Consider the following 26,228-nt stretch of genomic DNA (forward strand, 5'->3'; position numbering starts at 1 on the left):
TTGTTGCCAAAATCCTTCAGTAATATTGGCTGTTAAAAAGCGGGCCCATGTGGCCCGCTTTTTATTTATCCGGGTGAGGTAAAGTGTGTGATCAAATAATCGCAAATATGCTGTTTATTTGTTGACAGGTCACTAAGTCGCCCTTAGAATTGCGCCTCCTTTTGCCGGGGTACTTTTATCCTTGCGCACTGGAAGTTCTTTAAAACAAACAATTGGAGTTTGGTTCACATGCAGAATCAACGCATTAGAATTCGCCTGAAGGCTTTTGATCACAAGCTTATTGACGCCTCTACCCAAGAGATCGTTGAAACAGCAAAGCGTACAGGTGCTCAAGTGCGCGGTCCGATTCCGCTGCCGACTCGTAAAGAGCGCTTCACTGTATTGATTTCTCCGCACGTGAATAAAGACGCGCGTGATCAATACGAGATCCGTACACATAAGCGTTTGCTGGATATTGTTGAGCCTACTGAAAAAACTGTTGATGCACTTATGAAGCTGGATCTGGCTGCTGGTGTTGAAGTCCAAATTAGTCTCGGCTAAGTAAATGTTTAAGGTTCGGGCGCACTGGGTGTCCGAACTGTGTAACGCTCTGAAATGGGCGGCCATAGCGGGTAAAAGCCCCGTACACTATAGAGGTTAGTAAAATGACGATTGGTATTGTCGGCCGCAAAAGCGGTATGACTCGTGTATTTACCGATGATGGTGTTTCCATTCCTGTCTCTGTGATTGAGGTTGAGCCTAATCGCATCACTCAGGTTAAAAGCGTAGACACTGATGGCTACTCTGCTGTGCAGGTAACTATTGGTGCTCGTCGTGCCTCCCGTGTTACCAAGTCCGAAGCCGGTCACTTTGCCAAAGCTAATGTTGAGGCAGGTCGCGGTGTTTGGGAGTTGCGTAACGAAGCTCAAGAAGCTTTCGAAGTTGGTGCAACAATTACTGTTGAGTCTTTCTCTGCAGGTCAAATAATTGATGTTACTGGCACATCTAAAGGTAAAGGTTTTGCTGGCGGTATTAAACGCTGGAATTTCGGTATGCAAGATGCGACTCACGGTAACTCCCGTTCGCACCGTGTACTGGGTTCTATCGGCCAGTGTCAATCTCCAGGTCGCGTATTCAAAGGCAAGAAAATGGCTGGTCATATGGGTGCTGAGCGTGTAACCGTTCAAAACCTAGAGATTGTCCGTGTCGATGCTGAGCGCAATCTGCTTCTTGTTAAGGGTGCTATTCCTGGTGCTCCAGGTGGCGACGTTATTGTGCGTCCTGCTGTTAAAGCGCGCACTAACGGTTAAGTATCCGAGGGGAATCGACCATGGAATTAAAAATTGTTAGTCCCGGTGGTGCCCAGGGTACAGTTTCTGTATCTGAAGTTGCCTTCGGTAGAGAGTTCAATCAAGACCTGGTTCACCAAACAGTTGTTGCCTATATGGCTGGTGCTCGTCAAGGTACTAAAGCGCAAAAGACTCGTGCTGAAGTGTCTGGTGGTGGCAAAAAGCCATGGCGTCAAAAGGGTACTGGTCGCGCGCGTGCTGGTACTATCCGCAGCCCAATTTGGCGTGGCGGTGGTGCTACCTTTGCTGCTAAGCCACGTAATTTCGAGCAAAAACTTAACAAGAAAATGTACCGTGCTGCACTGCAGTGCATCCTGTCCGAATTAAATCGTCAGGATCGTTTGATTGTGGTTGAAAGCTTTGATGTGGATGCGCCAAAAACCAAATCTTTAGTTCAAAAGCTGGCTCAATTTAATTTGACTGATGCTTTGATTATTACCGAAGAGATGAGTGAAAACTTGTTTCTTGCATCGCGCAACCTGTACAAGGTTGGTGTGATCGATGTGCAGGGTGTTGATCCTGTAAGTCTTATCGGTTTTGACAAGGTAATCGTTACTGTTCCTGCTCTGAAAAAATTCGAGGAGATCCTGGGATGAACCAAGAACGCATTTATAAAGTGTTGCTAGGTCCTGTGGTTTCTGAGAAGTCAGCTGCAGCCGGTGAGACTAGTAACCAAGTGGTTTTCAAAGTATTGGCTGATGCTAATAAAGTGGAAATTAAAGCCGCAGTTCAAGCATTGTTCAACGCTAAAGTTGAATCAGTAAATGTATTGAACGTTAAAGGCAAAACCAAGCGTACACGCTACGGAATCGGCAAGAGAAGCGATTGGAAAAAAGCGTATGTACGTCTTGAGCAAGGTCAAGAAATCGACTTTGCGGTAGCTGAGTAAGGGGATTGTTGCAATGCCAATTGTAAAATGTAAACCAACCTCTCCAGGTCGCCGCTTTGTAGTAAAAGTTGTCAATCCGGATTTGTACAAGGGTGATCCTTACGCTCCTCTGTTGGATAAAAAATCCAAGTCAGGTGGTCGTAACAATACCGGTCGCATTACTACTCGCCATGTTGGTGGCGGCCATAAACAACATTACCGTGTAGTTGATTTCCGTCGTAATAAAGACGGCATCCCTGCAACTGTTGAGCGCATTGAGTACGATCCAAACCGTACTGCTTATATTGCTCTCGTATGTTATGCAGATGGTGAACGTCGCTACATCATTGCGCCCAAAGGTTTGAGCGCTGGTGACAAAATTGAGTCGGGTAACGCTGCGGCTATCAAGCCAGGCAATGCTCTGCCAATCCGTAACATCCCGTTGGGTAGTGTAATTCACTGTGTTGAGCTTAAGCCTGGTAAGGGTGCTCAAATTGCTCGTTCTGCTGGTGCTTCGGCCCAGCTGGTGGCGCGCGATGGTGCTTACGCAACTTTGCGTTTGCGCAGCGGTGAAATGCGTAAAGTGTTGAGTGATTGTCGCGCAACTCTGGGTGAAGTCTCTAACAGTGAGCACAATTTGCGTTCATTGGGCAAGGCTGGCGCCAAACGTTGGCTTGGCATTCGTCCTACTGTTCGCGGTGTTGCGATGAACCCGGTAGATCACCCAATGGGTGGTGGTGAAGGCCGTACTTCTGGCGGACGTCACCCAGTTTCACCATGGGGTACTCCAACCAAGGGTTACAAAACGCGCAAAAACAAGCGCACCGATAACATGATTGTTCGTCGTCGCGATAAGAAATAAGCGCCGACTTAACAGCTGAATAGAGGAAGAGACAGTGCCACGTTCACTGAAAAAAGGTCCTTTTATCGATCTTCACCTGATTAAGAAGGTCGAAGCTGCGATCGCGAGTAATGATCGTCGTCCAATTAAGACTTGGTCGCGCCGTTCCATGATTATGCCGGAAATGGTGGGTTTGACTTTGGCTGTGCACAATGGGCGTCAGCATGTTCCGGTCCTGGTTAACGAAGAAATGGTTGGCCATAAGCTTGGCGAATTTGCAGCAACTCGCACTTATCGTGGCCATGCCGCTGATAAGAAAGCGAAAAAACGCTAATCGAGGTATACGATGGAAGTAGCAGCAAAATTAAGCGGTGCTCGTCTGTCGGCGCAAAAAGCGCGTTTGGTTGCTGATCAAATTCGCGGTAAAGGCGTTGAAGACGCGCTTGATATCCTGGCTTTTAGCACCAAGAAAGGCGCAGAGATCATCAAGAAAGTGCTCGAATCTGCAATTGCAAATGCTGAGCACAACGAAGGCGCTGATGTTGATGAGTTGAAAGTAAAAACGATTTTTGTCGATGAAGGCGTAAGCCTGAAGCGCATTAAGCCACGTGCCAAAGGCCGTGCTGATCGTATTACCAAACGTACTTGTCATATCACCGTTAAAGTAGCCGATAAGTAAGAGAGCGCGTTATGGGTCAGAAAGTACATCCAAACGGTATTCGTCTGGGGATCATCAAAAAGCATACTTCTATTTGGTATGCCGATGGCACCGATTACGCAGACAAACTCAACATCGATTTGAAAGTGCGTGCGTACATTCAAGACAAGCTTGCTAGTGCGTCAGTTAGCCGCGTTGATATTGAACGCCCCGCTAATACTGCGCGCATTACTATTCACACTGCCCGTCCAGGTATTGTGATTGGTAAAAAAGGCGAAGATGTTGATAAGTTGCGCGCTGAAGTAAGCAAGCAAATGGGCGTGCCTGTTCATATTAATATTGAAGAGATTCGCAAGCCCGATTTGGATGCAGCTTTAGTGGCACAAGGCGTGGCTCAGCAATTAGAGCGTCGTGTAATGTTCCGCCGTGCAATGAAGCGCGCGGTACAAAACGCAATGCGTCAAGGTGCTGAAGGTATCAAAATCCAAGTGGGTGGCCGCTTGGGTGGTGCCGAAATCGCTCGTAGTGAGTGGTATCGCGAAGGTCGTGTACCTCTGCACACTTTGCGTGCAGATATCGATTATGCAACAGCAGAAGCGAGCACCACCTACGGTATCATTGGTGTGAAAGTGTGGATTTTCAAAGGCGAAGTTATCGGTGACGTTACTGAAACCGAAGCAGCGTCCAAGAAAAAAGCCGCTAAATCCAAGTAAGGGGTACGCATCATGTTACAACCTAAGCGTACAAAGTTTCGCAAGCAGATGAAAGGCCGCAACCGCGGTCTGGCCCAGCGTGGCTCCAAAGTTAGCTTTGGTGATTTTGGCTTGAAAGCAACTGGTCGCGGTCGCATTACTGCGCGTCAAATCGAAGCAGCACGTCGTGCGATGACTCGTCACGTTAAGCGTGGCGGTAAAATCTGGATCCGTGTGTTCCCCGATAAGCCGATTACAGCTAAGCCACTCGAAGTTCGTATGGGTAGCGGTAAAGGCGGTGTTGAATACTGGGTAGCGCAAATTCGTCCTGGCAAGGTTCTTTATGAGATGGACGGTGTAAGCGAGGAATTAGCTCGTGAAGCCTTCGCTCTTGCTGCGGCTAAATTGCCAATTACAACAACATTTGTTAAACGTTCGGTGATGTGATGAAAGCTTCAGAACTCCGCGAAAAATCCGTCGAAGAGCTGAATGGCGTCTTGTTGGAACAATTGAAAGAGCAGTTCAAGTTGCGTTTGCAAGCATCAACTGGTCAATTGAACCAATCGCACTTGCTTACGCAAGCTCGCAAAGACATCGCTCGCATCAAGACGGCGCTTAGTCAAAAGGCAGGTAAGTAACGATGACTCAAGAAACTAAAGTGGCTCGTACACTGACTGGCAAAGTTGTCAGCGATAAGATGGATAAAACCATCACCGTGTTGATTGAGCGTCGTGTAAAGCATGAGCTTTATGGCAAGTACTCTACTAAATCATCCAAGCTTCATGCTCACGATGAAAATAACGAGTGCAAGACTGGCGATATAGTGACTGTTTCTGAGTCGCGTCCCCTGTCGAAAACCAAGACCTGGTCTTTAGTGAAAATAGAAGAGCGCGCTTCAGAAGTCTAAGACTTCCGCGCTTTTGTAAGTCAGTTTCGGAGACGGACGATGATTCAAACAGAAAGCTACTTAGATGTTGCTGACAACAGCGGTGCTCGCCGTGTCATGTGCATCAAGGTTCTTGGCGGCTCTCACCGTCGCTATGCGGCGGTTGGTGACATCATCAAAGTGACCGTTAAGGAAGCAATTCCTCGCGGCAAGGTGAAGAAAGGCCAAGTAATGAAGGCAGTTGTTGTACGCACCAAAAAAGGCGTGCGTCGTCAAGACGGTTCATTAATCAAGTTTGACGATAATGCTGCCGTACTGCTGAATAACCAAGATGCTCCGATTGGTACCCGTATTTTCGGACCCGTAACTCGTGAGTTGCGCGGCGAGAAATTTATGAAAATCATTTCTTTGGCTCCTGAAGTGCTGTAAGCACTTTACGCTAAAGAGTCGAGGGCAGATAAATGCGTAAAATTAAACGTGATGACGAAGTGATTGTTGTCGCCGGACGTGACAAGGGCAAGCGCGGTAAAGTAGTTCGCGTATTGGCCGAAGATCGTTTGATTGTAAGCGGCATCAACATGATCAAGAAGCACCAAAAACCAAACCCACAATTGGGCGTTGCTGGTGGAATCGTTGAAAAAGAAGCTGCGATTCATGCTTCAAATGTTGCCATTTACAATCCGGCAACAAAGAAAGCTGACCGCGTAGGTTTCAAAGTGCTTGAAAATGGCGATAAAGTTCGCGTTTTCAAATCCAATGGCGAAACCCTAGGGGCGTAATGAAACATGGCTAGGTTAAAAGAGCTTTACGTTAAAGAACTCGCCCCTAAACTCAAAGCTGAGTTGGGCTTGGCAAATGTGATGGAAGTTCCACGCATTACCAAAATAACTCTTAACATGGGTGTTGGGGAAGCAACTGGCGACAAGAAAATTCTTGATAACGCCGTTAACGATCTGGTGAAAATTGCTGGTCAGAAAGTGGTTGTTACCAATGCGCGCAAATCTATTGCAGGTTTTAAAATCCGTGAAGATTGGCCAATTGGTTGCAAAGTAACTCTGCGTTCAGATCGTATGTACGAATTTTTGGATCGTCTGATTACTATCGCAATTCCGCGTATTCGCGATTTTCGCGGTATCAGTCCAAAGCAATTTGATGGACGCGGTAACTTTTCAATGGGTGTGACTGAACAAATTATTTTCCCGGAAATCGACTACGACAAAGTAGATCGCTTACGTGGTCTGGATATTTGTATCACCACTACTGCTCGTACCGATGAAGAAGGTCGCGCACTGTTGAAAGCATTTAACTTCCCTTTCAAAGGTTAAGGTGACGTCATGGCTAAAAAATCTATGATTGCACGCGAAGTTAAACGTGCAGAAACCGTGAAAAAATTTGCTGCCAAGCGCGCAGAGTTGAAAGCGTTGATCGTCAGCCCTTCATCTACTGAAGAGCAAGTTTGGGAAGCGCAAATCAAACTGCAAAAAATGCCTCGCGATGCCAGCGCATCTCGTCAACGTAACCGTTGCCGCGTGACTGGTCGTCCTCATGGTGTTTACCGCAAATTCGGCCTGTGCCGTCACAAGTTGCGCGAAGCAGCCATGCGTGGTGATGTCCCCGGCTTGGTTAAGGCCAGCTGGTAAGCCTCGGCTTAATTTTAGGAGCAGAATCTGATGAGCATGCAAGATCCAATGGCAGATATGCTGACACGTATTCGCAATGCGCAAAACGTGGGCAAAGCAGCTGTAACCATGCCTTCTTCAAAATTGAAAGTAAGCGTGGCGAAAGTACTCTCTGATGAGGGTTACATTAATGGTTTTTCAATCAGCGAAGGCGCTAAGCAAGAGCTGACTGTTGACCTGAAATACTTTGAAGGCAAGCCAGTTATTGTTGAGCTTGACCGTGTGAGCCGTCCTGGCTTGCGTAATTATGCTGGTAAAGCAGCGCTGCCAACCGTTCGCGGTGGTTTGGGTATCGCAATTGTTTCTACCAGTAAAGGTGTAATGACTGATCGTGCTGCACGCGCCGCTGGCGTGGGTGGCGAAGTCCTCTGCACAGTATTCTAATTGGGAAATCGTCATGTCACGAGTTGCAAAAAGTCCGGTTGAAGTACCTGCTGCAGTGACTGTCACTCTTAACGGACAGTCACTGTGCGTTAAAGGCAGCAAAGGTACATTGGCGCTGCAAGTTCACGCGAGCGTAGAAGTTAAGCACGATAATAACGTACTTACTTTTGCTCCGCGCGATGGTGCCAAGCAGTCAGATGCGCTAGCAGGCACTACCCGTGCTCTAGTTAATAACATGGTTCGCGGTGTTACCCAGGGCTTCGAAAAGAAGCTGACTCTGGTTGGCGTTGGTTACCGTGTTAAAGCAGAAGGCAATACTGTAAACCTGTCTGTGGGTCTTTCTCATCCGGTTAATTACGTTCTCCCTGCAGGCGTTACCGTAGAAACCCCAAGCCAGACCGAAATAGTACTGAAGGGCACTGACAAGCAATTGCTTGGTCAGGTCGCCGCTGAAATCCGTGCATATCGTGAACCAGAGCCGTACAAAGGCAAAGGTATTCGTTATTCGGACGAAGTAGTACTGCGTAAAGAAGCTAAGAAGAAGTAGGGCTAGGATATGAGCGATAAGAAGCAAACCCGTCTTCGCCGTGCACGCCGTGCCCGCGCCAAGATTCGTGAATTAGGTGTTACGCGTTTATCTATCCATCGTACTCCTCGTCATATTTACGCACAGCTGATTTCTGGTGATGGTGCAAAAGTATTGGCAAGCGCTTCTACTCTGGATAAAGATCTACGCAGTGGCAAAACTGGCAACGCTGATGCAGCCAAAGCTGTAGGTGCTCTGATTGCAGAGCGCGCTAAAGCAGCTGGTGTTACTCAAGTCGCATTTGATCGTAGTGGTTTCAAATACCATGGCCGCGTTAAAGCACTTGCTGATGCTGCTCGTGAAGGCGGACTGGAATTCTAAAGGTGAGATATGGCATACGCTAAGAAAGAAGAAGACAACAACGAAGGCTTGCAAGAAAAATTAGTTCAAGTTAATCGTGTTGCTAAAACTGTTAAGGGTGGTCGTATCTTTCAATTTACCGCACTGACTGTAGTTGGTGATGGTAATGGCAAAGTTGGCTTTGGTCGCGGTAAAGCGCGCGAAGTCCCTATCGCAATTCAAAAAGCGATGGAAGCTGCGCGTCGCAACATGATCAGTGTTGAATTGAATGGCGATACCATTCAATACCCAACCAAAGGTGCTCATGGTGCGTCCAAGGTTTACATGCAACCAGCTTCACAAGGTACTGGTGTTATCGCTGGCGGTGCTATGCGCGCCGTACTCGAAATTGCCGGTATTCAGAACGTTCTGTCCAAGTGCTACGGCTCTACCAATCCGGTTAACGTAGTTCGTGCCACTTTTAATGCCTTGAAAGAAATGACTTCTCCGGAAGCCGTTGCTGCCAAACGCGGTAAAAGTGTTGAAGATATTCTGAACTAATCGACTTGTTCGATTACTAGAAGGCGGAATTCACCATGTCTAAGAAAATGATTAAAGTGACCCAGATTAAGAGCACTGCTCATCGTCTGGAGAGCCATAAAGCCTGTGTTAGAGGTCTTGGCCTGCGTCGCATCCGTCACACTGTTGAAGTAGAAGATACTCCATCAGTTCGTGGCATGATTAACGTAGTTAACTATCTGGTTAAGGTAGAGGGAGAATAAGATGCGTCTGAATACCCTTAGCCCGGCACCGGGCAGTACTCATGCAAAAAAACGTGTTGGTCGCGGTATCGGTAGTGGTTTAGGCAAAACTGCTGGACGTGGTCATAAAGGTTTGAAATCTCGTTCCGGCGGCTCTGTGAGACCAGGTTTTGAAGGCGGTCAAATGCCTTTGCAAATCCGTCTGCCTAAATACGGCTTTACTTCACGTATCGGCTTGGTTACTGCAGAAATCCGCTTATCAGAATTGAATGCTGTTGAAGGTTCAGTTGTTGATATCGAGACTCTGAAACAAGCAGGTTTGATTAGTTCTGTAATCAAACGTGCCAAGATTTTCGCTTCAGGCGAAGTCAAAAAAGCTGTCACTGTTAAGGGCCTGTCTGTATCTAAAGGTGCTAAAGCAGCGATTGAAGCCGCTGGCGGAACAGTAGAAGAGTAACGAGGCGCGAATGGCAACTCCAGGTAATCTGCCATTAGCAAATCAAAGAGGCTTGGGCGAGCTATGGGCTCGCCTGCGCTTTTTGTTTCTGGCAATAGTGATTTATCGTATTGGTACTCACATACCAGTGCCAGGTTTAGATCCAGAGCGAATTGCAAATCTGTTTAATCAAAATCAAGGGACTATCTTGGGCATGTTTAACATGTTCTCCGGTGGCGCCTTGGAGCGGATGAGTATTCTCGCCTTAGGTATCATGCCTTATATTTCTGCATCGATTATTATGCAGTTGCTAACGGCAGTTACTCCTTCATTGGAGCAATTGAAGAAAGAAGGTGATGCTGGTCGTCGTAAAATCAACCAGTACACTCGCTACTTCACAGTGGTTTTGGCAAGCGTTCAAGCATTGGCAATGGCGGTAAGTTTTTCCTCCTATGCGTTCGGCGGAGAGCCTGGTTTTTCTTACTACTTTATTGCAGTGGTTTCTTTGGTAACCGGTGCAGTATTCATGATGTGGTTAGGTGAACAGGTTACCGAGCGTGGTATTGGTAACGGTATTTCCATGCTGATCTTTGCTGGAATTGTTGCAGGTATGCCGAGTGCGATAGGTCAGGCGTTTGAAAGTGCGAGGCAGGGTGATTTGCATATTATCGCTTTGTTGATTGTCAGTATTCTTGCTATCGCTGTTATTTGGTTTGTAGTTCGTATTGAGCGTGGCCAACGCCGCATCACAATCAACTACGCCAAGCGCCAGCAAGGTCGCCAAGGTTATGCTGCCCAAAGCAGCCATCTGCCATTAAAAATTAACATGGCTGGTGTAATTCCTGCGATTTTTGCCAGTAGTATTTTGTTATTCCCTGCATCGATTGCTCAATGGTTTGGGCAAGGCGGTGAGGGGGTAGTAAACGAAATGTTGCAGGAGATAGCGCTTAACCTTGGGCCAGGTCAGCCACTGTATATTCTGTTTTTTGCTGGACTAATAACGTTTTTCTGTTTCTTCTACACGGCATTAATGTTTAATCCGAAAGAAGTGGCAGATAACTTGAAAAAGTCGGGTGCTTATATCCCGGGCATTCGTCCCGGTGAGCATTCCGCTAAATATATTGATAGCGTGCTCACTCGCTTAACTGTGGTTGGTGCTATCTATATGTCGGCAGTTTGCTTGTTGCCTGAGTTCCTTGTAGTTGCCACTGGTGTGCCATTCTACTTGGGTGGAACCTCACTATTGATTGTTGTAGTTGTGGTGATGGATTTTATGTCTCAGGTCCAGGCTCACTTGATGTCTCATCAATATGAATCATTGATGAAGAAGTCAAATTTGAAAGGATATGGCAGCGGGAACGCGCGCTAATCCGCGATATTGAGGTTGAATCATGAAAGTTCGTGCTTCTGTTAAAAAGATTTGTCGCAACTGCAAAATGGTACGTCGCAACGGTGTTCTGCGTGTAATCTGCAACGTTGAGCCGCGTCATAAGCAGCGTCAAGGCTAATACTTAACGCTTCGGCGTCGAGATCCAGGCAGGTGCGCCATTTAAGTGGTTCCCTGCCTGTTCTTTTGAGTGTCGATAATATTAAGTATTGCCAACTGGGGGGCGTTGACTGTCGTCGGGTAAGAAATTGCCCGGCTATTGCTTTTTGGTGTATTTGAGGCTATTCTGCGCGCCTTTTGTTCAGGGGCGAGGGTGGTGCTTACGCTGTCAACGCTGCAATTTATGTGTTACTGGAGTAATTTGAATGGCTCGTATTGCTGGTGTAAACATACCAGATAACAAACACGCCGTTATCTCATTGACTTATGTATATGGGATTGGCCGTACCACAGCCAAGCAAATCTGTGCTGCTACTGGCATTGCTGAAGATGTAAAAATCGGCACTTTGTCAGAGGACCAGATGGATGCTATTCGTGCTGAGGTTGCTAAGCGCACCGTAGAGGGTGACTTGCGTCGTGTAATATCTATGAATATTAAGCGCTTGATGGATTTGGGATGCTACCGTGGCCTGCGCCATCGCCGTGGCTTGCCGCTTCGTGGTCAACGCACCAAAACGAACGCTCGTACCCGTAAAGGCCCACGTAAGCCTATTAAGAAGTAATTCTTGCTTACGACTTTCATTCACTTACGGTAACAAATTAGTAGGAAGAAATTGCTATGGCTAAGCCAAGTAATAAAACCACAGCCAAGAAAAAAGTTAAAAAGACGGTGATTGATGGCGTAGCGCACATCCACGCCTCTTTTAACAATACCATCGTGACTATCACTGATCGTCAAGGCAATGCACTTGCTTGGGCGACTTCCGGTGGTTCTGGTTTCCGTGGTTCACGTAAAAGTACTCCTTTTGCTGCTCAGGTCGCTGCTGAGCGTGCTGGTGAAGCGGCAAAAGAATATGGTTTGAAAAACCTCGACGTCGAAGTTAAGGGCCCAGGCCCGGGTCGCGAATCTGCTGTTCGTGCACTTAACAATGTTGGTTATAAAATCACTAACATTACTGACGTTACGCCGATTCCTCACAACGGCTGTCGTCCGCCGAAGAAACGTCGCGTATAAGGGGGAGTAGAAAATGGCTCGTTATATTGGACCTACCTGTAAGCTGTCTCGCCGTGAAGGCACTGATCTTTTTCTGAAAAGTGGTGCGCGTGCGTTAGACTCAAAATGCAAAATTGAAACTGCTCCTGGCCAGCATGGCCAACGTCGTGGTCGCTTGTCAGACTATGGTGTGCAGCTGCGCGAAAAGCAAAAAGTTCGTCGTATTTACGGCATTCTGGAAAAACAATTCCGTGGTTACTACAAAGAAGCTGCTCGTCGTAAAGGCGCAAGCGGTGAAAACTTGTTGAAACTGCTTGAGTGCCGTCTGGATAACGTTGTGTACCGCATGGGCTTTGGTTCAACCCGCGCTGAATCACGTCAATTGGTATCTCACAAGGCAATTAGCGTTAACGGTAAAACTGTTAATGTTGCTTCTTTCCAAGTGGGTGCTGGTGATGTAGTTGCTGTGCGTGAAAAAGCCAAAAAGCAATTGCGTGTTCAAAACGCATTGAATTTGGCTGGTCAGCGCAGCAATGTTGAGTGGGTTGATGTAAATAGCGAGAAAAAAGAAGGCGTATTTAAACGCGTTCCTGATCGCATTGATTTACCTGCTGACATCAACGAGAACCTCATCGTCGAGCTTTACTCCAAGTAAGGGACGAACCGCTAACAGGTGTGGCTATGCAGACTGCAGTAAACGAATTTTTAACTCCGCGTCATATCGATGTTTCAGAAAGTGGCCCAACCCGCGCTCGCGTGGTCTTGGAGCCTCTGGAGCGTGGCTTTGGACATACTTTAGGCAATGCCTTACGTCGTATTCTGCTTTCGTCAATGGCAGGTTGTGCCATTACTGAAGTGGAAATCGAAGGTGTATTGCACGAGTACAGCGCTATTGAAGGTGTTCGTGAGGATGTAATTGAAATCCTTTTGAATCTCAAAGGTGTTGCAGTAATTATGCACGGTAAGGATCATGCGGTTCTTACCCTGACCAAAAAAGGCCCAGGCGTTGTTACTGCTGCTGATATTCAAGTTGATCATGACGTGGAGATTAAAAATCCTGATCATGTGATTGCGAATATCACTGGCAATACTGAATTGAAAATGCGCTTGACCATTGCTCGCGGTCGCGGTTATCAGCCAGCTGATAGTCGTCGTCGTGATGATGATGAAAGCCGTGCAATTGGTCGTTTGCAGTTGGATGCATCCTTCAGCCCGGTTAAGCGTTTGGCTTACAGTGTTGAAAGTGCTCGTGTTGAGCAACGTACTGACTTGGATAAGTTGATTTTGGATCTGGAAACCAACGGTACCATTGATCCTGAAGAAGCTATCCGTCGTGCAGCAACCATCCTGCAGCAACAGCTTGCTGTGTTTGTTGATCTCGAAGGTGAAAAACAATCAGCTCCAGAGCAAAAAGAAGAGGCTATTGATCCAATTCTATTGCGTCCGGTTGATGATCTTGAGCTTACTGTTCGTTCAGCAAACTGCTTGAAAGCGGAAAATATTTACTACATTGGCGATTTGATTCAGCGTACTGAAGTGGAGCTGTTGAAAACACCAAACTTGGGTAAAAAATCTCTTACCGAAATCAAAGATGTACTAGCTTCGCGCGGTCTGTCGCTCGGTATGCGTTTGGAAAATTGGCCTCCAGCCAGTTTGAGAAACGACTAAAAACCACGAAATCATGGGCAAGTATCAGGTTATCGATATTTGCCCATGATTTTTTATTATTAGTTCATCCGTGAACTCACTTCGGTGCGGGTGATTAACGAGATTGCTCCTAGCAATCCATTTTGAAGGATATTTGCTATGCGTCATAAATTAACTGGTCGTCAATTAGGCCGTAATGCTTCTCACCGTAAAGCTATGTTTCGCAACATGGTTATTTCTTTGGTTGAGCATGAATTGATTAAAACTACTTTGCCAAAAGCAAAAGAGCTGCGCCGTTTTGCAGAGCCTTTGATTACCTTGGCTAAGGTAGACAGCGTTGCTAACCGTCGTTTGGCATTCGCACGTTTGAACAACAAAGAAGCTGTAGGTAAGTTGTTCAGCCAGCTCGGCCCACGTTATAACACTCGTCCAGGTGGCTACGTTCGCATTTTGAAATGTGGTTTTCGCTCTGGTGATAAAGCGCCAATGGCTTATGTTGAGTTGGTTGAGCGCCCAGCTAAAGCTCTTGAAGCTGCTGTAGACGCTGAATAAGTTTTTACCGGTTCCAACAAAAAGGCCAAGCAGAGATGCTTGGCCTTTTTGCTTTTTCGGCTAAAGGTCCTAAATGATTTCTTAGTTGCCTGAAGCTATCTTTGTGTCTATTGGTAAATGTTTTTACGTTGATGTCTATGGTCAATGTCGCACAAGACTTTCAGCAATTGCCGACTTTTTTGCGGGCGGTAAATCGCTAAAATAGCAGTCACAGGGATGCTAATCAGGACAGGATGTGTTGGTTAGAGGATTAAGTTTTAGGATGAGACTTTTCTAGGGAAGTGAAGACAGCGAGGCAGGATGCCGTCCGATCATGATGATCGGTTTGCCCACGCAGGAAGCAATGGGGCTTGCAGGAAGCAAAGCCCCTATTTTTCTTTTTGATGCGCTAGGCTTTTGTTGCCTTGCTTGGTTTTGACTTCCTATTAGTTACCCTGAGCATTGGAGCAAGGAATCGTCCAGTGTGTGAATTTGCCAGTTGGGCGATATCTTCCGGTGTTCCCGTCGCAATAATTTGACCTCCGCCACTGCCGCCTTCCGGCCCTAAATCCACTACCCAGTCTGCCGTTTTAATCACGTCCAGGTTATGTTCGATTACCACTACTGTATTGCCGTGATCGCGCAGGCGATGTAGTACATTGAGTAATTGTTGGATGTCGTAAAAATGCAAACCAGTGGTGGGCTCATCCAAAATATAAAGTGTTTTGCCTGTGTCGCGCTTGGATAGTTCTTTCGCCAGTTTTACCCGCTGTGCTTCGCCGCCCGACAATGTTGTTGCTGATTGCCCTAAGCAAATATATGAAAGCCCCACATCGATCAATGTTTGCAATTTATTGGCAATGGCGGGTACTGCATCAAAAAAAGCTCGCGCATCTTCGATAGTCATGCCCAGCACTTCGTTGATATTTTTGCCTTTGTACTTCACATCCAGTGTTTCGCGGTTGTAGCGTTTGCCTTTGCAAACATCACAGGGCACATAGACATCAGGCAGGAAATGCATTTCTACTTTGGTGACCCCGTCGCCTTGGCAGGCTTCGCAACGGCCGCCTTTTACGTTAAAGCTGAAGCGACCCGGTTGGTATCCTCGAGAACGAGATTCCTGGGTGCCTGCAAACAACTCGCGGATGGGCGTAAAGATGCCGGTGTATGTGGCGGGGTTGGAGCGCGGTGTGCGGCCGATGGGACTTTGGTCAATATCCACACACTTATCAAATAAATCCATGCCTTCGATCGAGTCGTAGGGTGCTGGTGTTAGTGTTGAAGCACCGTTAAGTGCTGTGGCCGCCAAGGGATGAAGGGTTGCATTGATGAGCGTGGATTTGCCCGACCCGGATACACCAGTCACGCAAGTCATTAGTCCCACAGGAATTTCCAGCGTCACATTCTGCAGGTTATTACCTTTGGCACCGACGAGCCGCAGAACCTGCTTTTTATCAAAAGGATTACGCTTGGTGGGGATAGCGATAGATTTGGTGCCGCTCAGGTACTGTCCGGTGATCGAGTCTTTATTCGCCATAATGGCTTTGACATTGCCTTGCGCGATAACCTGCCCGCCGTGCACACCAGCTCCTGGGCCAATATCAATCACATGGTCGGCCTGGCGAATTGCATCTTCATCATGCTCAACCACAATCACGGTATTACCGATATCGCGCAGATGGGTGAGAGTCTTTAAGAGTCGTTCATTGTCACGCTGATGCAGTCCAATTGACGGCTCATCGAGGATGTACATTACCCCAACCAAGCCGGCGCCGATTTGGCTGGCGAGGCGAATACGCTGGGCTTCTCCGCCAGAAAGAGTTTCAGCACTGCGGTTGAGCGTCAGATAGTTCAGGCCGACATCCACCAAAAAGCGGAAGCGGTCGCGTAGTTCTTTGAGGATCTTATCGGCGATGCCAGCTTTGCGGCCAGTAAACGCCAGCTTCATATAGTAGTCGTAGGCATCGGCGACCGGCATTTCAGTAATCTTGGGCAGTGGGCGCTCGTCGATAAACACATTGCGAGCTTCAATCCGCAGGCGCGTGCCCTCACATTCTGGGCAGGGCTGGCTGGATAAAAATTTGGTCAGGTCTTCGCGTACCGAGTTGGACTCAGTATCGCGATAGCGGCGCTCCATATTGGTCAGTACGCCTTCAAAACTGTGGCTGCGTTTGTACACATCGCCACGATCATTGATGTAATTAAATTCAATAATTTCTTCGCCCGATCCGTAGAGCACAGCATCGCGCTGTTTGGCTTTGAGTTTTGCCCAGGGCGTATTCACATCAAACGCATAGTGTTTGGCGAGCGAGGCGAGCATATGGAAGTAGTAGACGTTCCGTTTGTCCCAGCCGCGAATCGCACCTTCAGAAAGGCTCAGCGCCGTGTCCTGAATTACTTTGTCTTCATCAAAAAATTGATGTACGCCCAATCCGTCGCAAGTCGGGCAAGCGCCGGCGGGGTTGTTAAAGGAGAAAAGGCGCGGTTCGAGTTCGGTCAGGCTGTAATCGCAAATAGGGCAAGCGTGTTTGGATGAAAACAAACGGTCAGGTGCTTCGCCATCCATGTAATTAATACAGGCGATACCTTCCGATAAATTCAGCGCTGTCTCGAACGATTCAGATAAGCGAAGCTTCAAATCTTCACGCACTTTAAAGCGATCGATGACCACTTCAACGGTGTGTTTCTTTTTCTTATCGAGCTTGGGTGTGTCATCCAGATCGCAGAGAATGCCGTCGATGCGAGCGCGGATAAAACCGTCTCGCTTGAGTTGTTCAAATATATGTAGATGCTCACCTTTGCGGTCGCGAATCACCGGCGCCAGCAGCATTAACTTAGTGCCTTCAGGCAATGCCAATGTTGTGTCCACCATCTCGCTAATAGTTTGTGCGGTCAGAGGAGCGCCGTGCTCCGGGCAACGCGCTTCGCCCACGCGTGCGTAGAGCAGGCGCAAGTAATCATAGATTTCGGTGATGGTGCCCACGGTGGAGCGAGGGTTGTGCGATGTGGATTTTTGTTCGATGGAAATCGCCGGGCTCAAGCCTTCAACGTGATCGACATCGGGCTTTTCCATCATCGACAAAAACTGGCGTGCGTAAGTGGAAAGGGATTCCACATAGCGGCGCTGGCCTTCAGCGTAGAGCGTATCAAACGCTAGTGATGACTTGCCTGAACCAGACGGTCCGGTGATGACTACAAGCTTGTCGCGCGGGATATCGAGATCAATATTTTTGAGATTGTGGGTGCGTGCACCCCTAACAATAATTTTGTCCATGTACTGCAATCCGCCAAGGCATTCAAAACGAGCGATTATACGTGAATAGATTGCCAGCAGATGTCAGTAGGGCGTCAATCTTCTGTAAGTCTTGGTAAATGGATTTAATGCAATCTTGCGCAGGATTTATAGGTTGCGAGGCGGACTAGTTGGTACACTGGCGCCCTTTGAATAATTGATGTCTTAATCGCTGACTTCTATTGACTGCTGACACCTATCGACGGCCATTCGCCATGCAAGATCCTGTTCCTACCGAGATCAACATCTCTGCGCCAGCGCCCTTTGAACGCAAAGTGGTGCACTCGCTCGCCGCGCTCTACACCTTCCGTATGTTCGGCCTGTTTATGCTGCTGCCGGTACTGGCACTTTACGGCACTGAATATGCCCACCATAGCCCATTCCTGCTGGGATTGGCCTTGGGGGCCTATGGTTTTAGCCAGGCGCTGCTGCAGATTCCGTTTGGGGTTTTGTCGGATCGTATCGGGCGCAAGCCCCTGATCCTTGTGGGTCTGATTATTTTTGTGTTGGGCAGTGTTGTCGCCGCGTTGGCTGATTCAGTCTACGGGTTGATTCTCGGTCGTTTCCTGCAAGGGGGCGGGGCGATATCGGCAGTGGTGATGGCGCTGCTGACCGACCTCACTTCCGATGAAAACCGCACCAAGGCGATGGCGACTATAGGCGCGTCTATCGGCGTATCCTTCTCCTTGGCGATGACCGCTGGGCCATTGCTCGCTGCCTGGGGTGGGGTTGGTGCGATCTTCTGGCTGACGGCCATTCTGGGATTGGTTGGTATTTATATCCTGCTGAAACTGGTGCCCGATGTCGCCAAGACTACGACATCCAAACGCGAGGCAGTGGCGGTGCCCAGCTTGTTGGGCGCAACGCTCAAGCATCCACAATTATTGCGCTTGAATTTGGGGATTTTTGTCCTGCATTTTGTGTTGATGTCGAGCTTTGTGGTGCTGCCGTTAATGCTGCAAGACCAGTTGCAGATAGCGCGCGAATATCACGGTTTGATCTACTTCCCATTGCTTGCCTTCGCTTTTGTGTTGATGCTGCCGTTTGTGATCATCGCCGAGAAACGGCGCAAGATTAAAAGCGTATTCCTGATCGCTGTCATGCTCTTACTGATTGCCGAACTGGCGTTGATGCTGGTGTCGTCCAGCCGTGTATTTGCGCTACTGGTGCTGTTTGTCTTCTTTATCGCCTTCAATATTCTAGAGGCGACCCAGCCCTCGATGGTGAGCAAGATTGCACCCGCCGGTGCCAAGGGTACAGCTACCGGTATTTACTCGACCTGCCAGGTATTGGGCGTATTTGGCGGCGGCGCTTTGGGCGGATGGTTGCTCCAGCATCAGGGTGCCAACGCGGTGTTTCTGCTTAATGCGCTGCTGGTATTGGTCTGGTTGGCGGTCGCGTGGTCGATGAAACCACCGCACTTCCTTGCCAGCGTACTTATCCCCTTGCGCGGGCAAGACCATCAAACACTGGCGGATAAATTGCGCGCGGTAGACGGAGTGGCTGAAGTGGTGATAGTCGCCTCGGAAAATACCGTTTATCTGAAGGTTGACCAGCGCCGCGTAGATCGTAAACAACTGGCGGCAATTGTGGATGAAGTGGTGTAAAGTGTCCGACGCCCCGCAGGGGGCAATAACCCTTAACTTGAAAGTCGCTGAAGTACAAAAACAGAAGGCGAATACACGGTAAATCAAGAGGAATTCATTATGGCTCGTGGTATTAACAAAGTAATTTTGATCGGCAATATCGGGCAAGACCCCGAAGTGAAATATATGCCCTCCGGCGGCGCGGTCACCAACGTCAGCGTAGCGACATCGGAAACATGGAAGGACAAAAATACCGGTCAACCGCAAGAGCGTACTGAGTGGCACCGTGTGGTATTTTTTAATCGCCTGGGTGAGATTGCCGGCGAATATCTAAAGAAAGGCTCCAAGGTATATATCGAAGGCTCATTGCGCACCCGCAAATGGCAGGCGCAAGACGGCACTGATCGCTACACCACCGAAATCGTCGCGAGCGAAATGCAAATGCTCGATGGCCGCGGCGAAAACACGGGTATGGGTGGTGCAGGAATGGGTGCAGCGGCTTTGGCAGGTGGTTTTGACCAGACTCCGCAATACAACAACGCTCCCACGCAAGGCGGTTACAGCCAGGGCGGCCAACAGCCAGCGCGCGCGCCACAACAGGCGGCGCCCCAACAAAATACTCCACCGCAACAACCTGCGGGATTCGACTCGTTTGATGACGATATTCCCTTCTGACGAATTGCGAACATTTTGTTATCGTTAACAGGGCGCGCTTGAATCAAGCTGCGCCCTGTTTCGTTTTCGATGCTGTGTATTCAATCAATAATAATTATCGGGAGATTCAACTATGTCGGCTCAAGATCAAACCAGTTCCATTTTGTTAAGCATAAGAAATCTGATCGCGCTTGCGCTAATCGGGTGTGTCAGTCTTGGTGCATTCGCAGCGCCAGAGCAATCCTCAAGTGCTGATGCAGTGACACCGATAAAGCTATGGAACGGCAACAAAACAGCATCGCGCCAGCAGTACGAGCGCGAGATATTGGAGGCCGCACTCAATGCAACTAAGGCATCACACGGCCAATGGCAACTGCAAGAGAGCCTGACGGATTATCCGCTCGCTGCGGATGAGGCCAGCGTTTTCCGCAGTAAAGGTTTTGATATTTTCGGCACAGTCGCAGGTAATGCCAAATTGGCGAATGAAAAGAAAATCCTGATTCCGCTGCCGCTGATGAAAGGTTTGTTGGGCTATCGAATCTTAATTATTCGCGCCGCCGATAAAGAAAAATTTGTCACAATTAAATCCGCTCAACAATTACAACAGCTGCGTATGGGAATTCCCAGCACCTGGGCCGATGCTGAATTGTTTCGCCACAATGGCTACAAGGTGGAAGAGAAGGGCAGTTTTGATGATCTTTTCACCCGTTTGGAAAACAATGAATTTGATTATGTAACCTTTGGTGCTAATGAAGTCACTGGTGTATTTAGCGAGCGCGCCGCGAAATCTGGGAAGTTGATCGTGGATTCCTCCCTGTTAGTGTTTTATCCATTTCCGCTCGTTTTTTACGTTAATCCTGACAATAAAGCCCTGGCCGCACGCGTGACTGAAGGTCTGCAAATTATCAGCACTAACGGCGAGCTGGATAAAATTTTCAATCGCTATTTTGCCGTCGATTTGGCGGCAGTTAATTTGCCTGCGCGCGCTATGATCAAGCTGAAGAATCCGATCCTGCCCGCCGAAATGGCGGATTTCAAACCCTCGCTTTAAGCGCTTGCTGGTGATAATTGTCATCGCATATCTGTGACATTGGCTGCTGTTGCAGCCAATGCTTCCCCCGCTATCCTGCTCACATAACAACACACCACAGGTAAGGATATGCATTGGACGTTCAAAACCCTAGGCTCTGGCTCTGGTCATGCGTGATAATGAACCGCATAATCACCGTTAATTTTCCACATCAAACGACCACGAGCAGAGCATATTGTGACGAATAAAGAAGAGCTTTTATCGCAACTGCGTATAGATCGCAACCAACAAACCGATGGTGAGGGGAATGCCCGTCTATGGATAGGTATTGCGGCCGCTGTAGCCCTGGTAGTGGCCGGTGTGGCCGTTTTTACCGAACCAGCACCTGTCAAAGTGAAGATTGAAATGGCACGTATGGCTGTACCCGATTCCTCGTCAGCTACTGTATTGGATGCGACCGGTTATGTCGTTGCGCGCCGTACTGCAACAGTGTCATCCAAGGTGACCGGCAAGGTGGCGGAGATTTATATTGAAGAGGGGCAGCGCGTTGAGAAAGACCAAATAGTGGCGCTGCTGGATGATTCCAATACGCGCAAGTCGCTGGAGTTAAGCAAAGCGGAATTACACTCTGCAAAGACGCAAGTCGCCGAAACACAAGCGCGCTTGACTGAGGCGAAATTAACCTTGGAACGCAATACTGAATTGGCGCGTCGCCAATTGATCAGCGCGGCAGCATTGGATAAAGCGCGCGCGGATTTTGAATCCCTGCGCGCGCAATTAAATTCGCGCGAAGCTGACATTGCCGTAAGCCAGAAACGTTTGGCATTGCAGCAGCAAAATCTCGATGACCTTACCCTGCGCGCACCTTTCACCGGTGTGGTGATCAGCAAGGATTCACAGCCAGGTGAAATGATTTCGCCAATATCCGCCGGCGGAGGTTTTACTCGCACAGGTATTTGTACGATTGTCGATATGGCCTCGCTGGAAATTGAGGTGGACGTGAATGAATCCTACATCCAGCGCGTGCGTGACGGGCAATTTGTACAAGCTGTGTTGGAAGCTTATCCTGAGTGGAAAATTCCGGCGAAAGTGATCGCGATTATCCCCACTGCCGATCGCCAAAAAGCCACGGTAAAGGTGCGCATCGGGTTTCAGGTGAGTGATGCACGCATCCTGCCTGACATGGGGGTGAAAGTGGCGTTTATGAATGCTGAACCCGTGGTAGAAGAAAAACCGAAAGAGCCATTAGGTGTGCGCGTGCCAATTACCGCTGTGCGCTCTGAAGGTGAAGATAAATTTATTTTTGTGGTAAAAGACGGTGTTGCTGAGCTGCGCAAAGTGACGCTAAATGCCAGCTACGGAACTGACATTTATATTGGTAGCGGCTTGCGCGCAGGTGAAGATTTCGTTGTGGAAATCACGCCGGAATTAAAAGATGGTGCGCGCGTTGAACTGTAATAGTTTTCTATCATTTTTGTAAGTTTCCCGTCGCTATTTTTGTACCGCTTTTGTCTATAAATTTCGCTGGCTGCACTGCGGCCAGCGAGACTGAATAACAATAAAAATCGGTTTCTGTATTACCGCATCACCGCTGTCCCGGTTTATTTTTTGTCTCTTGTTCTGGTCTAACATCCTGGAGGATTTATGACGGCTCTCGCAACTCAATCACAGGCTGCCGGCGAACTGCTGGTGCAATTAAAAGGTATTTCCAAAGCCTATAAAAAAGGCAAAGAACAGGTCAACGTATTATCCAAGCTCGATCTGGATATTCGGCGCGGCGATTTTCTCGCTCTAATGGGGCCGTCAGGTTCAGGTAAAACGACTTTGCTAAATCTACTCGGTGGTCTGGATAAGCCCAGTGCAGGTGAATTAATAATTGGCGGCCAGCGGCTGGATCAAATGTCGTCATCGCAACTCACCAAATGGCGCGCGCGTCACGTGGGTTTTATTTTTCAGTTTTACAATTTGATGCCGGTTCTAACCGCTGAAAAAAATGTCGAATTACCTTTGCTGCTCACAAATTTATCAAGCAAACAGCGCAAACACCATGTGGCGGCCGCATTGGAACTGGTTGGGCTTTCCAATCGCGCCAAACACTATCCGAGTGAATTGTCGGGTGGCCAGGAGCAGCGCGTAGCGATTGCACGCGCATTGGTGAGCGATCCGGATTTATTATTATGTGATGAGCCCACTGGTGATTTGGATCGCGCGACTGCCGATGAAATTCTCTCATTATTGCAGACACTGAATCAGCGCCAACAAAAAACCATCATCATGGTGACCCATGATCCGCGCGCGGCAGATCATGCACGTCACATATTGCATATGGACAAGGGTGCATTGGTTAACGATGGCCGCGTTACTGATACGGGGCACTAATCATGTATTACTTACAATTTTTATTGAGTAATCTCGGGCGCAAAAAAGCGCGCACCATTTTGACAGTGCTATCGATCATGATTGCCTTTTTATTATTTGGTTTGCTCCGCAGTTTGGCGGCGGCTTTTGATCAGGGGGCTGAAATTGCGGGTGAAGACCGCTTGGTCAGTATTAATAAAATCAGTTTGATCCAGGCGTTGCCAGAGGCTTATTTGCCAAAGGTACAAGCATTGGAGGGGGTGGACAGGGCAACTTCCGCCAACTGGTTTGGTGGTTACTACCAGGATCCCAAAAACCAGTTTCCACAATTCCCCATTGTTGCCGAAGACTATTTTGAAATTTACAAAGAAATGATCACCTTGCCGGAAGCGCAGATGCAGGCATGGAAGAAAAATCGTATCGGCGTTGTTATTGGCAAAGCCTTGGTTGATCGATTCAAATGGAAAATTGGCGATCGCATTCCGCTGATGGGTATGTTTCCTCGCGAGGGGGGTAGTACAACATGGGAATTTGTAATCGAGGGAATTTATGAGGCGAAAAGCAAAAGTGCTGACACCAGCGCTATGCTGATGCACTACGATTATTTTGATGAGGCGCGTCAATACGGTAAAGGCGATTTGGGCTGGTTAATTATCCGCGTAAAGGACCCCAAACAAGCGGCGCAGGTAGCAGCGGCAGTGGATGCGCTCTTTGCAAATTCTCCCGCTGAAACCAAAACCAGCAGCGAAAAAGATTTTGCCAAATCCTTTGCTAAACAATTCGGCGATATAGGATTAATCACTACGCTGATTCTGGGGGCGGTGTTTTTTACGATGTTGTTAGTCGCAGGCAATACTATGGCGCAATCGTTCCGCGAGCGGATTCCGGAATTGGCGATTCTAAAAACGCTTGGATTTTCTGATCAAGCAGTGATGATCATGGTATTGGCAGAAGCCATAGTGATTTCATTAATTGGAGGTTTGGCTGGATTATTTTTGGCGAAATTTTTTATCAGCGGCGCAGCTGAATCCTTGGCGGCCACGCTGCCTGGATTAAATTTATCAACCACCATGATGCTGTTCGGGGTCGGCCTGATGTTTTTATTTGGCTTACTTACCGGCATTATTCCCGCGCTGCAAGGCTTGCAGCTCAACATAGTTGCAGCACTGCGGAGGCGTTAATCATGTTTAATTCAATCGCGCAAATTATTGTTATTACGCTGATGAACCTGCGCAATTTACCACAGCGTTTGGGTACCTCATCCGTTGCGGTATTTGGTGTGGCCTGTGTGGTGGGGGTGTTTATCGGCGTGCTCTCCATGGCGAGCGGTTTTCAACGCACCATGGTCAGTGCCGGTGCGGAGGATGTATTAATTATGATGCGTGCCGGTGCAACTTCCGAAATGAGCAGCGGCATGGGTTATGATCAAACACAATTGATTGCCAATTTACCCGGTATCGCCAAACTCGATGGTAAGCCCTTGAGTTCGCCGGAATTATTTGTGATTGTCGATATCCCCATGCGCACCAAAGACAGCAATGCCAATGCGCCGCTGCGCGGCGTGGAGCCCATGGCATTTGAAGTGCGCAATTCATTTAAAATTATTGAAGGGCGCAATTTTGAGCCGGGTAAAAATGAATTAATTGTCGGGCGCGGCGCGCAAAAACAATTCGCCAATCTCAATGTGGGTTCAGTGGTTAAATTTGGCCAAACGGAATGGACAGTCGTGGGCGTATTTGAATCTGGCGGGGGCTTGGCTGAGTCAGAGTTGTGGTGTGATGCAAAAATTTTGCAGAACGCCTATCGCCGTGGTAACAGCTATCAAATTGTGCGCGTCAAACTCGACGATAAAAAGTCAATGGACACTGTTAAAGAAGCTATTGCTGCTGATCCAAAATTTAATCTCGATGTAAAACGTGAGACTGATTATCTCGCCGAGCAATCGGAACCCTTGAGTAAATTTATCAAAATGGTCGGCTATCCACTCGCATTCCTGATGGCACTGGGCGCAATTTTTGGTGCGGTCAATACCATGTACACCTCGGTTGCCAATCGCACCCGCGAAATTGCCACCCTGCGTGCCATCGGTTTTGGTGCAACCCCGGTTGCTATCTCAACGCTGGTAGAGTCGCTGGTGCTGGCGGTCATCGGCGGCGTAATTGGTTCGGTCATTGTGTATTTTATCTTTAATGGCTACACCGTATCGACCCTGAATTTCGCCAGTTTTAGCCAAGTGGTATTTGATTTTGCAGTAACACCCGATCTACTGGTGCAAGGTGTTATTTTTGCTACGGTCATAGGTTTTATCGGGGGTTTCTTTCCTGCTATTCGTGCTGCGCGGTTACCTGTGGCTACGGCATTGCGTGAGGTGTAAGAGGAATTTTATGAATAAAGGAGCTGTTATATGAAAATAAATGTGTTGCTGTTGAGTGTTGTCTTTTTTTCCGGTTGTGCGTCACAGCCAGAGAAAAAAAGTGTGAGCCTTAATTCAATTGAATATTCGGAGTTGACCTATGTTGATGCCGAAAAAATTGACAAAGTTGTAGTTAAAAACGCTGAGGCATTTAAGCAGTTTAATAAAGTGATTCTGTTTGCAACGCAATTTGATAAGTTAAAATTGACCGAGGAGACAGATAAAAAACTTGCCTATAACTGGAGCGAATCCACATGGGAAGAGATGGACGAAATCTGTCAGCATCTGGACGATCTCGCCCAAAAAATCTTTCGCGAAGGTGACGAATTTGTGCCAGTTAAACGCGGTGGCGATGATGTGCTGGCGATTCAATTCACACTGGTTAGTTTTATGCCCTACTCACAGCGACACAAGGATGCGGGCATGGATACGGTCGGTATCCAAAGTAATAATTCCGGCATTGGTTTGATTACAGTGCGCGGTGTACTGGCGAATGCAAAATCGGGCGAGTTAGTGGCGGTGATTGAAGACACCATGGAGGTGAATTCACGCACAGCTAGCATGGGTAATTTGGCCAGTATTCAAGATAGTAGTAACAAAGCAGCACAGAATTTGGCGTGGCGCACGGCGTTTCGTCATTTCCTTGGTAACCTGCATAACGAGTTAACCACCCTCAAATATGCCCAAATTGCCCAGCAGCAATGAGCTGCCTCCCTTCCACGTATGTGAAGGGGTGATATCACATCACCACTACTGTTTCTCGCGTTTTTTATGTATGG

The 26,228-nt window shown here is 48.1% G+C and carries 37 protein-coding genes; 36 read left to right on the forward strand and 1 reads right to left on the reverse strand.

Annotation, left to right across the window (positions count from 1 at the left end):
* Positions 1-228 precede the first annotated feature (228 nt).
* The 28 genes from rpsJ to rplQ all read left to right on the forward strand — a co-directional run bounded on the left by rpsJ (position 229) and on the right by rplQ (position 14,137).
* A complete protein-coding gene (rpsJ, locus tag B4E62_RS15520; RefSeq protein WP_007644456.1) occupies positions 229-540 on the forward strand; it encodes a 30S ribosomal protein S10 in 312 nt (103 codons plus the stop codon).
* Between the two features lie 104 nt (positions 541-644).
* The gene (gene rplC / locus B4E62_RS15525) at positions 645-1,289 is read left to right on the forward strand and encodes a 50S ribosomal protein L3 (RefSeq protein ID WP_310073255.1); all 645 of its coding nucleotides are present in this window, start codon (positions 645-647) and stop codon (positions 1,287-1,289) included.
* Between the two features lie 20 nt (positions 1,290-1,309).
* The gene (gene rplD, locus B4E62_RS15530) at positions 1,310-1,924 is read left to right on the forward strand and encodes a 50S ribosomal protein L4 (RefSeq protein ID WP_062059487.1); all 615 of its coding nucleotides are present in this window, start codon (positions 1,310-1,312) and stop codon (positions 1,922-1,924) included.
* Positions 1,921-2,217 (forward strand): 50S ribosomal protein L23, encoded by a 297-nt coding sequence (gene rplW / locus B4E62_RS15535; RefSeq protein WP_310073254.1) that lies wholly within the window; start codon positions 1,921-1,923, stop codon positions 2,215-2,217. Before rplD ends, rplW begins: the two co-directional genes overlap by 4 nt.
* Before the next feature lie 13 nt (positions 2,218-2,230).
* Positions 2,231-3,058, forward strand: coding sequence for a 50S ribosomal protein L2 (gene rplB / locus B4E62_RS15540; RefSeq protein ID WP_310073252.1), 828 nt, complete (start codon positions 2,231-2,233; stop codon positions 3,056-3,058).
* Between the two features lie 34 nt (positions 3,059-3,092).
* Positions 3,093-3,371 (forward strand): 30S ribosomal protein S19, encoded by a 279-nt coding sequence (gene rpsS / locus B4E62_RS15545; protein ID WP_039912567.1) that lies wholly within the window; start codon positions 3,093-3,095, stop codon positions 3,369-3,371.
* A 12-nt stretch (positions 3,372-3,383) separates the two neighbouring features.
* The gene (gene rplV / locus B4E62_RS15550; protein WP_007644463.1) at positions 3,384-3,716 is read left to right on the forward strand and encodes a 50S ribosomal protein L22; all 333 of its coding nucleotides are present in this window, start codon (positions 3,384-3,386) and stop codon (positions 3,714-3,716) included.
* A gap of 11 nt (positions 3,717-3,727) precedes the next feature.
* Positions 3,728-4,408, forward strand: a complete 681-nt coding sequence (rpsC, locus tag B4E62_RS15555; RefSeq protein ID WP_078045161.1) for a 30S ribosomal protein S3 — start codon at positions 3,728-3,730, stop codon at positions 4,406-4,408.
* A 12-nt stretch (positions 4,409-4,420) separates the two neighbouring features.
* Complete coding sequence (rplP, locus tag B4E62_RS15560) at positions 4,421-4,834, forward strand: 50S ribosomal protein L16 (protein WP_039912571.1); 414 nt, start codon at positions 4,421-4,423, stop codon at positions 4,832-4,834.
* A complete protein-coding gene (gene rpmC, locus B4E62_RS15565) occupies positions 4,834-5,025 on the forward strand; it encodes a 50S ribosomal protein L29 (protein ID WP_310073243.1) in 192 nt (63 codons plus the stop codon). Before rplP ends, rpmC begins: the two co-directional genes overlap by 1 nt.
* Before the next feature lie 2 nt (positions 5,026-5,027).
* Positions 5,028-5,294 (forward strand): 30S ribosomal protein S17, encoded by a 267-nt coding sequence (gene rpsQ / locus B4E62_RS15570; protein WP_310073241.1) that lies wholly within the window; start codon positions 5,028-5,030, stop codon positions 5,292-5,294.
* A 39-nt stretch (positions 5,295-5,333) separates the two neighbouring features.
* Complete coding sequence (gene rplN / locus B4E62_RS15575) at positions 5,334-5,702, forward strand: 50S ribosomal protein L14 (RefSeq protein WP_007644480.1); 369 nt, start codon at positions 5,334-5,336, stop codon at positions 5,700-5,702.
* Between the two features lie 32 nt (positions 5,703-5,734).
* Positions 5,735-6,052, forward strand: coding sequence for a 50S ribosomal protein L24 (gene rplX, locus B4E62_RS15580; RefSeq protein WP_062059499.1), 318 nt, complete (start codon positions 5,735-5,737; stop codon positions 6,050-6,052).
* Positions 6,053-6,058: 6 nt separating this feature from the next.
* The gene (gene rplE / locus B4E62_RS15585; RefSeq protein ID WP_062059501.1) at positions 6,059-6,598 is read left to right on the forward strand and encodes a 50S ribosomal protein L5; all 540 of its coding nucleotides are present in this window, start codon (positions 6,059-6,061) and stop codon (positions 6,596-6,598) included.
* A 9-nt stretch (positions 6,599-6,607) separates the two neighbouring features.
* Positions 6,608-6,913 carry a 30S ribosomal protein S14 gene (gene rpsN / locus B4E62_RS15590; protein ID WP_062059503.1) on the forward strand — a complete coding sequence of 102 codons (306 nt, stop codon included), beginning with the start codon at positions 6,608-6,610 and terminating at the stop codon, positions 6,911-6,913.
* A 30-nt stretch (positions 6,914-6,943) separates the two neighbouring features.
* Positions 6,944-7,336, forward strand: coding sequence for a 30S ribosomal protein S8 (gene rpsH / locus B4E62_RS15595; RefSeq protein ID WP_133684976.1), 393 nt, complete (start codon positions 6,944-6,946; stop codon positions 7,334-7,336).
* A 13-nt stretch (positions 7,337-7,349) separates the two neighbouring features.
* A complete protein-coding gene (gene rplF, locus B4E62_RS15600; RefSeq protein WP_331352687.1) occupies positions 7,350-7,883 on the forward strand; it encodes a 50S ribosomal protein L6 in 534 nt (177 codons plus the stop codon).
* 9 nt (positions 7,884-7,892) lie between these two features.
* The gene (gene rplR / locus B4E62_RS15605) at positions 7,893-8,243 is read left to right on the forward strand and encodes a 50S ribosomal protein L18 (protein ID WP_062059515.1); all 351 of its coding nucleotides are present in this window, start codon (positions 7,893-7,895) and stop codon (positions 8,241-8,243) included.
* A 9-nt stretch (positions 8,244-8,252) separates the two neighbouring features.
* The gene (rpsE, locus tag B4E62_RS15610; protein ID WP_062059518.1) at positions 8,253-8,762 is read left to right on the forward strand and encodes a 30S ribosomal protein S5; all 510 of its coding nucleotides are present in this window, start codon (positions 8,253-8,255) and stop codon (positions 8,760-8,762) included.
* Positions 8,763-8,797: 35 nt separating this feature from the next.
* Positions 8,798-8,983 carry a 50S ribosomal protein L30 gene (gene rpmD, locus B4E62_RS15615; RefSeq protein ID WP_133684979.1) on the forward strand — a complete coding sequence of 62 codons (186 nt, stop codon included), beginning with the start codon at positions 8,798-8,800 and terminating at the stop codon, positions 8,981-8,983.
* 1 nt (position 8,984) lies between these two features.
* Entirely contained in the window at positions 8,985-9,419 is a 435-nt protein-coding gene (rplO, locus tag B4E62_RS15620; protein ID WP_062059523.1) for a 50S ribosomal protein L15, read from the forward strand.
* Between the two features lie 10 nt (positions 9,420-9,429).
* Entirely contained in the window at positions 9,430-10,767 is a 1,338-nt protein-coding gene (gene secY / locus B4E62_RS15625; RefSeq protein ID WP_310073214.1) for a preprotein translocase subunit SecY, read from the forward strand.
* Between the two features lie 22 nt (positions 10,768-10,789).
* Positions 10,790-10,906, forward strand: a complete 117-nt coding sequence (gene rpmJ / locus B4E62_RS15630; RefSeq protein ID WP_039912586.1) for a 50S ribosomal protein L36 — start codon at positions 10,790-10,792, stop codon at positions 10,904-10,906.
* A 244-nt stretch (positions 10,907-11,150) separates the two neighbouring features.
* On the forward strand, positions 11,151-11,507 hold the full coding sequence (gene rpsM, locus B4E62_RS15635; RefSeq protein WP_310073208.1) for a 30S ribosomal protein S13: 357 nt from the start codon (positions 11,151-11,153) through the stop codon (positions 11,505-11,507).
* 56 nt (positions 11,508-11,563) lie between these two features.
* Positions 11,564-11,959: a 30S ribosomal protein S11 gene (gene rpsK, locus B4E62_RS15640; protein ID WP_062059529.1), complete on the forward strand. Its 396-nt coding sequence runs from the start codon at positions 11,564-11,566 to the stop codon at positions 11,957-11,959.
* A gap of 13 nt (positions 11,960-11,972) precedes the next feature.
* Positions 11,973-12,593, forward strand: a complete 621-nt coding sequence (gene rpsD, locus B4E62_RS15645) for a 30S ribosomal protein S4 (RefSeq protein ID WP_133684982.1) — start codon at positions 11,973-11,975, stop codon at positions 12,591-12,593.
* A gap of 26 nt (positions 12,594-12,619) precedes the next feature.
* A complete protein-coding gene (locus tag B4E62_RS15650; protein ID WP_331352688.1) occupies positions 12,620-13,606 on the forward strand; it encodes a DNA-directed RNA polymerase subunit alpha in 987 nt (328 codons plus the stop codon).
* 138 nt (positions 13,607-13,744) lie between these two features.
* Positions 13,745-14,137, forward strand: a complete 393-nt coding sequence (gene rplQ / locus B4E62_RS15655) for a 50S ribosomal protein L17 (protein WP_331352689.1) — start codon at positions 13,745-13,747, stop codon at positions 14,135-14,137.
* A gap of 388 nt (positions 14,138-14,525) precedes the next feature.
* Here rplQ and uvrA read toward each other — a convergent pair whose 3' ends face one another.
* A complete protein-coding gene (gene uvrA, locus B4E62_RS15660; protein WP_331352690.1) occupies positions 14,526-17,390 on the reverse strand; it encodes an excinuclease ABC subunit UvrA in 2,865 nt (954 codons plus the stop codon).
* A 233-nt stretch (positions 17,391-17,623) separates the two neighbouring features.
* Between uvrA and B4E62_RS15665 the strand changes: the two genes are divergently transcribed.
* From B4E62_RS15665 to B4E62_RS15700, 8 genes are all read left to right on the forward strand, one after another.
* Entirely contained in the window at positions 17,624-19,015 is a 1,392-nt protein-coding gene (locus B4E62_RS15665; RefSeq protein WP_331352691.1) for an MFS transporter, read from the forward strand.
* Positions 19,016-19,114: 99 nt separating this feature from the next.
* Positions 19,115-19,669, forward strand: coding sequence for a single-stranded DNA-binding protein (gene ssb, locus B4E62_RS15670; RefSeq protein WP_310073195.1), 555 nt, complete (start codon positions 19,115-19,117; stop codon positions 19,667-19,669).
* Positions 19,670-19,781: 112 nt separating this feature from the next.
* Complete coding sequence (locus tag B4E62_RS15675; protein ID WP_331352692.1) at positions 19,782-20,699, forward strand: transporter substrate-binding domain-containing protein; 918 nt, start codon at positions 19,782-19,784, stop codon at positions 20,697-20,699.
* A gap of 216 nt (positions 20,700-20,915) precedes the next feature.
* Positions 20,916-22,136, forward strand: coding sequence for an efflux RND transporter periplasmic adaptor subunit (locus B4E62_RS15680; protein WP_331352693.1), 1,221 nt, complete (start codon positions 20,916-20,918; stop codon positions 22,134-22,136).
* A gap of 186 nt (positions 22,137-22,322) precedes the next feature.
* Complete coding sequence (locus B4E62_RS15685) at positions 22,323-23,057, forward strand: ABC transporter ATP-binding protein (protein WP_310073190.1); 735 nt, start codon at positions 22,323-22,325, stop codon at positions 23,055-23,057.
* A gap of 2 nt (positions 23,058-23,059) precedes the next feature.
* The gene (locus B4E62_RS15690) at positions 23,060-24,217 is read left to right on the forward strand and encodes an ABC transporter permease (protein WP_310073189.1); all 1,158 of its coding nucleotides are present in this window, start codon (positions 23,060-23,062) and stop codon (positions 24,215-24,217) included.
* A gap of 2 nt (positions 24,218-24,219) precedes the next feature.
* Positions 24,220-25,410 (forward strand): ABC transporter permease, encoded by a 1,191-nt coding sequence (locus B4E62_RS15695; protein WP_310073187.1) that lies wholly within the window; start codon positions 24,220-24,222, stop codon positions 25,408-25,410.
* Positions 25,411-25,440: 30 nt separating this feature from the next.
* The gene (locus B4E62_RS15700) at positions 25,441-26,154 is read left to right on the forward strand and encodes a hypothetical protein (RefSeq protein WP_310073185.1); all 714 of its coding nucleotides are present in this window, start codon (positions 25,441-25,443) and stop codon (positions 26,152-26,154) included.
* Positions 26,155-26,228: the final 74 nt, after the last annotated feature.

Origin of the sequence: Cellvibrio sp. UBA7671, assembly GCA_002483145.1 — a bacterium.
GTDB classification, from domain to species: Bacteria; Pseudomonadota; Gammaproteobacteria; order Pseudomonadales; family Cellvibrionaceae; genus Cellvibrio; species Cellvibrio fibrivorans.

Excerpts from the sequence above, each read along its gene's own strand:
- rpsM (WP_310073208.1), top strand. The coding sequence starts at position 11,151 with ATGGCTCGTATTGCTGGTGTAAACATACCAGATAACAAACACGCCGTT.
- rpsD (WP_133684982.1), top strand. The coding sequence starts at position 11,973 with ATGGCTCGTTATATTGGACCTACCTGTAAGCTGTCTCGCCGTGAAGGC.
- rplF (WP_331352687.1), top strand. The coding sequence starts at position 7,350 with ATGTCACGAGTTGCAAAAAGTCCGGTTGAAGTACCTGCTGCAGTGACT.
- rplO (WP_062059523.1), top strand. The coding sequence starts at position 8,985 with ATGCGTCTGAATACCCTTAGCCCGGCACCGGGCAGTACTCATGCAAAA.
- rpmD (WP_133684979.1), top strand. The coding sequence starts at position 8,798 with ATGTCTAAGAAAATGATTAAAGTGACCCAGATTAAGAGCACTGCTCAT.
- B4E62_RS15650 (WP_331352688.1), top strand. The coding sequence starts at position 12,620 with ATGCAGACTGCAGTAAACGAATTTTTAACTCCGCGTCATATCGATGTT.
- rplR (WP_062059515.1), top strand. The coding sequence starts at position 7,893 with ATGAGCGATAAGAAGCAAACCCGTCTTCGCCGTGCACGCCGTGCCCGC.
- B4E62_RS15685 (WP_310073190.1), top strand. The coding sequence starts at position 22,323 with ATGACGGCTCTCGCAACTCAATCACAGGCTGCCGGCGAACTGCTGGTG.
- B4E62_RS15690 (WP_310073189.1), top strand. The coding sequence starts at position 23,060 with ATGTATTACTTACAATTTTTATTGAGTAATCTCGGGCGCAAAAAAGCG.
- rpsC (WP_078045161.1), top strand. The coding sequence starts at position 3,728 with ATGGGTCAGAAAGTACATCCAAACGGTATTCGTCTGGGGATCATCAAA.
- B4E62_RS15700 (WP_310073185.1), top strand. The coding sequence starts at position 25,441 with ATGAAAATAAATGTGTTGCTGTTGAGTGTTGTCTTTTTTTCCGGTTGT.
- rpsE (WP_062059518.1), top strand. The coding sequence starts at position 8,253 with ATGGCATACGCTAAGAAAGAAGAAGACAACAACGAAGGCTTGCAAGAA.
- rplV (WP_007644463.1), top strand. The coding sequence starts at position 3,384 with ATGGAAGTAGCAGCAAAATTAAGCGGTGCTCGTCTGTCGGCGCAAAAA.
- rplN (WP_007644480.1), top strand. The coding sequence starts at position 5,334 with ATGATTCAAACAGAAAGCTACTTAGATGTTGCTGACAACAGCGGTGCT.
- B4E62_RS15665 (WP_331352691.1), top strand. The coding sequence starts at position 17,624 with ATGCAAGATCCTGTTCCTACCGAGATCAACATCTCTGCGCCAGCGCCC.
- B4E62_RS15695 (WP_310073187.1), top strand. The coding sequence starts at position 24,220 with ATGTTTAATTCAATCGCGCAAATTATTGTTATTACGCTGATGAACCTG.
- rplE (WP_062059501.1), top strand. The coding sequence starts at position 6,059 with ATGGCTAGGTTAAAAGAGCTTTACGTTAAAGAACTCGCCCCTAAACTC.
- rpmJ (WP_039912586.1), top strand. The coding sequence starts at position 10,790 with ATGAAAGTTCGTGCTTCTGTTAAAAAGATTTGTCGCAACTGCAAAATG.
- rpsQ (WP_310073241.1), top strand. The coding sequence starts at position 5,028 with ATGACTCAAGAAACTAAAGTGGCTCGTACACTGACTGGCAAAGTTGTC.
- uvrA (WP_331352690.1), bottom strand. The coding sequence starts at position 17,390 with ATGGACAAAATTATTGTTAGGGGTGCACGCACCCACAATCTCAAAAAT.
- rplQ (WP_331352689.1), top strand. The coding sequence starts at position 13,745 with ATGCGTCATAAATTAACTGGTCGTCAATTAGGCCGTAATGCTTCTCAC.
- secY (WP_310073214.1), top strand. The coding sequence starts at position 9,430 with ATGGCAACTCCAGGTAATCTGCCATTAGCAAATCAAAGAGGCTTGGGC.
- rplX (WP_062059499.1), top strand. The coding sequence starts at position 5,735 with ATGCGTAAAATTAAACGTGATGACGAAGTGATTGTTGTCGCCGGACGT.
- rplP (WP_039912571.1), top strand. The coding sequence starts at position 4,421 with ATGTTACAACCTAAGCGTACAAAGTTTCGCAAGCAGATGAAAGGCCGC.
- rpsN (WP_062059503.1), top strand. The coding sequence starts at position 6,608 with ATGGCTAAAAAATCTATGATTGCACGCGAAGTTAAACGTGCAGAAACC.
- ssb (WP_310073195.1), top strand. The coding sequence starts at position 19,115 with ATGGCTCGTGGTATTAACAAAGTAATTTTGATCGGCAATATCGGGCAA.
- rpmC (WP_310073243.1), top strand. The coding sequence starts at position 4,834 with ATGAAAGCTTCAGAACTCCGCGAAAAATCCGTCGAAGAGCTGAATGGC.
- rpsJ (WP_007644456.1), top strand. The coding sequence starts at position 229 with ATGCAGAATCAACGCATTAGAATTCGCCTGAAGGCTTTTGATCACAAG.
- B4E62_RS15675 (WP_331352692.1), top strand. The coding sequence starts at position 19,782 with ATGTCGGCTCAAGATCAAACCAGTTCCATTTTGTTAAGCATAAGAAAT.
- rplD (WP_062059487.1), top strand. The coding sequence starts at position 1,310 with ATGGAATTAAAAATTGTTAGTCCCGGTGGTGCCCAGGGTACAGTTTCT.
- rplB (WP_310073252.1), top strand. The coding sequence starts at position 2,231 with ATGCCAATTGTAAAATGTAAACCAACCTCTCCAGGTCGCCGCTTTGTA.
- rpsK (WP_062059529.1), top strand. The coding sequence starts at position 11,564 with ATGGCTAAGCCAAGTAATAAAACCACAGCCAAGAAAAAAGTTAAAAAG.
- rplC (WP_310073255.1), top strand. The coding sequence starts at position 645 with ATGACGATTGGTATTGTCGGCCGCAAAAGCGGTATGACTCGTGTATTT.
- rpsH (WP_133684976.1), top strand. The coding sequence starts at position 6,944 with ATGAGCATGCAAGATCCAATGGCAGATATGCTGACACGTATTCGCAAT.
- rplW (WP_310073254.1), top strand. The coding sequence starts at position 1,921 with ATGAACCAAGAACGCATTTATAAAGTGTTGCTAGGTCCTGTGGTTTCT.